At 32.1% G+C, this 6,120-nt stretch carries 2 protein-coding genes; both read right to left on the bottom strand.

The features are described from left to right. Positions 1–590 precede the first annotated feature (590 nt). The gene (locus OM075_RS24090; protein WP_301193117.1) at positions 591–4,520 is read right to left on the bottom strand and encodes a hybrid sensor histidine kinase/response regulator transcription factor; all 3,930 of its coding nucleotides are present in this window, start codon (positions 4,518–4,520) and stop codon (positions 591–593) included. A 281-nt stretch (positions 4,521–4,801) separates the two neighbouring features. Continuing rightward, a complete protein-coding gene (locus tag OM075_RS24085) occupies positions 4,802–5,806 on the bottom strand; it encodes an IS110 family RNA-guided transposase (protein WP_301193116.1) in 1,005 nt (334 codons plus the stop codon). Between the last annotated feature and the right edge of the window lie 314 nt (positions 5,807–6,120).

Raw genomic sequence — 6,120 nt, 5'->3', positions numbered from 1 at the left:
ATTGTCATAAAATACTGATATATAAGGCAAATTTTGCAGGGTTAGCGAGCTAACTCGAAGAATTTAACGCAGTAGATTAGTATTTTAGGGCAAAGCGTAAATGATTCCGCTTATAAACAGAGATCTTCTGCCTAAAAATTCTTCAAAATAGCCCGCTATTCTTTCATAATTTTTAGTTGAACCTCACTATTTATAAGCGTTCTGAATCCAAAATTTTATGTCGAACTCAGGTTAATAACCTGAGCTGTCCTAACTATATTTTTTTTAACTGATGCTTCGCCCGGACCAGACTTCAGTTTTTAGTTCACAAAGTCTATTTATTTAAAGTATTCAGGATTTTAGCTAGGCATCAATGGTCTTGCATCAAAAAACAGAAACTAAAAAAGGCAAGGCTGTATCCACTTCACTCAAAAAACTACGATTATTTGAGTGAAATCGTTTAAACTCGTTTCACTTTAAACCAAAACGATTTTTAATCGCAAGCTTATTTTGTTTATTGGTGCATTGGCAGGGCCAATCCGGAACCCGCTAAAGAACAGGAATATTTGTTTTAATTAGAACCATTGTGAAATGTGCTAAACAAAAACTGTTTACTCAATCTGGCTTGGGGTTTTTCCGTAGTGTTTCCTGAATACCGTACTAAAATATCCAACGCTGGCAAACCCGCACATTTCACTAATCTCAGTTACACTATATTGCTTGGTTTGCACCAATTCTAAAGCATGCTCTAACCTGATTGATCTGATAAAATCAGATGGAGACTGATTGGTTAATGCTTTAACTTTTTTATATAATAAGGAATTACTTACATTCATAGCTGAAGCAAAATCGTGTTTTGAGAACTCTGAATTGCCAAGATTATCTCTTACTGTTTCAACCATTTTCTTTAAAAATGAATCATTCAACTCATTATTTAGTAGTGTTTCATTGTTATCGGCAAGCTTAATAATTTTTAATGCCCGCTCCCTGATTATTTCCCGGTTTTGAATTATGGAGTCTATTCTTTGACGTAATATATTTACATCAAATGGCTTAACAAGATAATCATCCGCACCTAAACCCAACCCTTGTAACTGTTGTTCCTTGGCTCCTAAAGCAGTCAATAAAATGACCGGAATATGCGATGTTTCATAGTTAGATTTTATTTTACTACACAATTCATAGCCATCCATTTCAGGCATCATAATATCCGACACCACCATATCCGGAGTGTGTTTACAAATCATTTCCCAACCAATACGGCCATTTTCTGCAAGAAATACCTGATAGCGATCACATAATGATGTAGCCAGAAAATCTCTTAAGTAATCATTATCCTCAACAATAACCACCTTCATTTCTGTGGCCTGATCACTTTTTTCAAAAACTTCCTGATAATCAACTTCTACATCAGATTCCGTTACAGAATTTACATCATTAGAACTGGACACATACGTATTATCATCTTTGCCTTGTTTTGTATTTAGAGGGATCACTATTGTAAAAGTTGTTCCCTTATTGAGCTGACTATCGCAAGTAATTTTACCCCCATGGAGGTTAATGTAATTTTTAACCAGTAACAATCCAATTCCCGAACCTACAATCTTGGCATTTATGGCATTATTACCCCTGTAATATTCTTTAAACAAATGCTTTTGAGCCTTTTTCTCAATACCTATTCCCTGATCTTTAACAATAAGTTTCCACTTATTATCGTTACTCGATAACTTTATTTTGATTTTAGTACCCTCAAACGAATATTTTATGGCATTGGACAATAGATTGTCAATAATTTTTTCAATTACGATTTCATCAATCATAGTATAACAAACATTTACCTTCGACTCAAAAACTAGTTCTAACTTTTTTCTTTTTGCCGAGGCAGCAAACATCATTACTCTTGTTTCTATAAACTTAACAATATCAACTTCAGTTAAATGTAGTTTTTCCTTACCAATATCAACCTTTTGAAAATCCATTAAACGCGTAACAACGTTTTTAAAACGAGCCGCCTGTTCCGATGCCATATTCAAATAACTTTTTCCCCTTTTACTCAGTCCTTCTTCATTTTTCAGTTCTTCAATCGGAGCTGTAATAAGGGTTAAAGAAGTTCGCATATCGTGTGCTGTATTGGAAAAAAACCTGATTTTTTCTTCTGAGTGTCTTTTCTTTAAACGACTGATATAATACAGTACAAAAAATGTTGATATTGAAAGAAATAAAACTATTCCAAGAATCTTAAACCACCACATTTCCCAATAAGGAGGTGTAATATTTATGGCCAGCGTTCTTTCTGCAATCACTTCAGACAGTGAATCATCATACATTTTAATCATTAAATGATACGATCCACTGGGAATATTTGAATAAGATAAGATCCTGCTGTTTACGGGTCTGTTCCAATCCTGATCCAAACCTTCTAATTTCCAAACGAATTTTACCTGAGGTAAAGCCGTAAAAATGGGTAATAATTCAAAACTAAGGTTATTTTGATCGTAATGTAGTGTTAACTCAGATATACTATCAATAGGAGTATTAAGCTGAATTGGTTCTGTTTCTCTCAATGATGTACCGTTCACATCAATCTCCTGAATATAAATTTGCCCTTTACTACTTTGTGATTTAATCTTTTCAGGATTAAACAGTATTGCACCCCGATTGGTTCCCCACAGCAGGTCTCCATTCTTTAAAAGGGTGTGTGCATTATCATTAAACGATACATTATTTAAGCCATTAAAATTGGTGTAATTTTTTACTTTAAAGTTTTTTTCATCAATGCTGCATAAACCTTGTTCTGAACCTACCCAAAACAACCCATTTACATATTCAATACTACTTGTATAATTTGATGGTAATCCATCACTAATGGTAATCTGCTTTATATTATGCGTATCTAAATTATATTTGATTACTCCCTGTCCTACTGCACACATCCAAAGCTCACGACCTTTTATGCGCATATCAACAACCGAATAATCATTTATTATTTTAATAGTTCCCTTTGTTCTTTTATTATAAACCAGCAAACCTTTTGTTGTGGCAATTAACAGAGAGTCTTTTCCATAATTTATAATTACATTAACAGGAACGTCCTTAACCTGTGAAAATTTTCCGGTTTTAAAATCATAATGGGTTAAATCATCGCTTCCTCCACCTATCCATATATCATGATCCAAATCACTGAAAATATTAAAAACAAAGTCTGTTTTAAACGTTTCTCCATAGTTCTTCTTATTATAATGATATAATTGTTCCCCGGTATTTTTATTTAATACATATACCCCTGAGGAATATGTTCCTGCCCAAATTCGTCCCTTAGCATCTTCGCAAATAGACAAAAATACCTGAGCATCACCCTTATTATTAAAATAGTAGGATTTCCATTTATTTGATGATGGAATATATTTACTGATTCCATTATTTGTAGCAAACCATAAATTACCGTCTGAATCTTCAATTACAGAATTCACATCATTATTAACCAACGAATTAGGGTCATTGATTATATGTACATAGTTCTTGAATTCTGAATTACCCATTTCAAAATACGAAACTCCACCACTGTATGTTCCTACCCATACACGTTTATCTGAAGAACAAAAAATATCATAAACGCCATTCCCTTTTAATGAATTGGGATTATTTACATTCTCTTTCATTACAGATTTAACGAGCAAATCTCTGGAATCCACACCCCATATACCTTGTCCATCAACTCCTACATATATGATGGAATCATTACAGTTTTCAATGGACATAACAGGTTGATCGGGAATATCTTTTATTTTGATCAATTTTCGCTGACCGCCCATATTTTTTAATACAAAAAATCCATCTTCTTTGGTTCCAATGCATACCATGTCATTTCCTTCATCATACTTCACTGATGAGATATGCCTTACCTTGTCTTGTGGTAATTTGTAGATTAAATCTGTTTTATGATCTGTGGGATTAAAATAAAGCAATTCAGCATTGCGAACTAACAATAATTTTTCGCCAGGGCCATTGGTAACATTATATACGTACTCTCCTGACATAAATACTTTCAGACCGTCTTTTTTATTGTAAAGAAATAACCCGGAGGCTGATGAAATCCATAGCTGACTTTTGCTATCAATTACAATTCTTGAAATAAACAGATACGGATTTCGGAGACGTGTGGCAAGGTTTATAATTAACTCAAATTGATCGGCAATGGCATTATAATAAAAAATCTGACCATTATTGGTATAAACATAAAGATGCCCTTGATTAAAAGACAGTCTGGTAGTAATAACATTTGAATTTTCGTACGGAAGCTTATAGGTTCGTACATCACCCGGAGTATACCTGATAATTCCCATTTTTGAAGAAGCCCAAATAAAACCATTTGAATCTTCGCAAATACTATTCACTTCACGAATAGACAGGCCATATTTTTCATTCAAATTATAGAACCTGATACTTGAATTATCTATCACATGTTGCTGACCGAAGGCTTGTGTTAGAATAAAACAAAACAAATATATAAATACTACAAACTTTTTCTTTTGTAAAATCATTTCTCAAATAAATCTAGACTAAACAATGTTATCCTGTAAATGACAATATCCATTTTATTGGTATCAACAATGTTTAAATATAGATATTTGAGTTTTAATTTTAGATACACTTATATCATTTAAGGGGAAAAAGGATGACCAATTGAGAAGATCGATTGAAATTATAATAAAGCACAAACTTGTACTTGTTCAGAAAAGCCAGTACGTGCGGATGTGTATATCTACCATCTCGGATGTTAGCGCATTCTATGGTAAAAATCAAGTGAAAATGCAATAATTTTTTAGGCAGCAAAAGTATGTGTTATAACATACGGTTGCTGCCTTTTAATAACAGCAAAAACACGATGCACTAATTTATTTCTAATGTTATTTAATATTAACATTTTATTCTTGCCTTCTTTTAGTTTTTTATCAAAATATAATTTAATCTGAGGATCGTATTTTTTGGCATTTAATGCGCACATATTTAGTAATGTTTTGAGTTTCTTGTCTGCAAACTGGCTTACTTTATTCTTTCCTTTTATGCTGGTTCCTGACTCATAAGGGAAAGGTGCAATACCACAATAGCATGCTAATTGTCTTGAATTTGAAAAGCGGGTAAAGGCTCTGGTTGCGATTATTAAATAAACAGCTGTTTGAGTTCCAATTCCAGGAATGGTGTTTATCAAATCGTAATATATTGTTATTAGAGTATTATTATGGATGATCTTGTTAATTTGGTCATCAATTGTTTTAAGGTTCTTTTTTAAATTGTTAATAATGCTATTCTGTGTTTTTGCAAGGTCTTTGATTATTGATTTAGGTATGAAATCGTCTAATTCTTTGTTACTATTAAAAGTCTGAATTGCAGTTATAATTTTTTCTCGTTGGGAATATAGAACTCTTAAATGTAGAATGTTATTTTCCAAAGGCTCAGATAATCTCATTTTATTTTTATGGCTTAATGCATAATATGCAATAGCCTTAGCATCATCTTTATCAGATTTACCCCTTTGTAATCCTTTAGATTTTTTGATTTCTAGTGCAGATACTTTACAATAGTTAATCTTTAACAAGCTAAATACCTTGTCAAGATGATTTGAATATATACCTGTATCTTCATAAGTTACAAGCATTTGATCTTTGATAAAATTGACTGATGCTTTTTTGAAGAAAGACTTAATTGATGAAACTTTATTAGATATAATTTGATGATTTAATAATATCTCGGATTCATCATTAATACCAATGATATCTAACGTTTCTTTTGATACATCAATTCCGATAAAAACATTGTAATTTTTCATAACTTTACAATTAAGGAAAATAAATAGTTGAATACATTAAAGCCTTTATTAGATCTTACATCTATGATTCTATTTAATGCTTATTCAACGAAGAAAGAGAAGGCAGAGGACTAATGCGCCAGATAAGTCCAAGACTTAGCGGATTTGATAGTTCACCTCTGTTTCTCTTTTGAATAAATTACTAATAAAATATACTAAAACAAAGTAAAGGCGGATTTGCAATGAGCATTTTATGGTTCTTGCGAGTAAAAACATCAATCCAACCTACTGTTGTCATAGTTATAAAGTAAGCTGCTTGATTATCGAATATTTTG

The organism is Plebeiibacterium sediminum (genome assembly GCF_026013605.1).
GTDB classification, from domain to species: Bacteria; Bacteroidota; Bacteroidia; order Bacteroidales; family Marinilabiliaceae; genus Saccharicrinis; species Saccharicrinis sediminus.
The sequence above is the reverse complement of the archived record's forward strand: the minus strand, read 5'-3'. Positions and strand labels throughout refer to the sequence as shown.

Bases quoted from the DNA above. Each gene is read 5' to 3' on its own strand.
- OM075_RS24090 (WP_301193117.1), bottom strand. From the start codon at position 4,520: ATGATTTTACAAAAGAAAAAGTTTGTAGTATTTATATATTTGTTTTGT.
- OM075_RS24085 (WP_301193116.1), bottom strand. From the start codon at position 5,806: ATGAAAAATTACAATGTTTTTATCGGAATTGATGTATCAAAAGAAACG.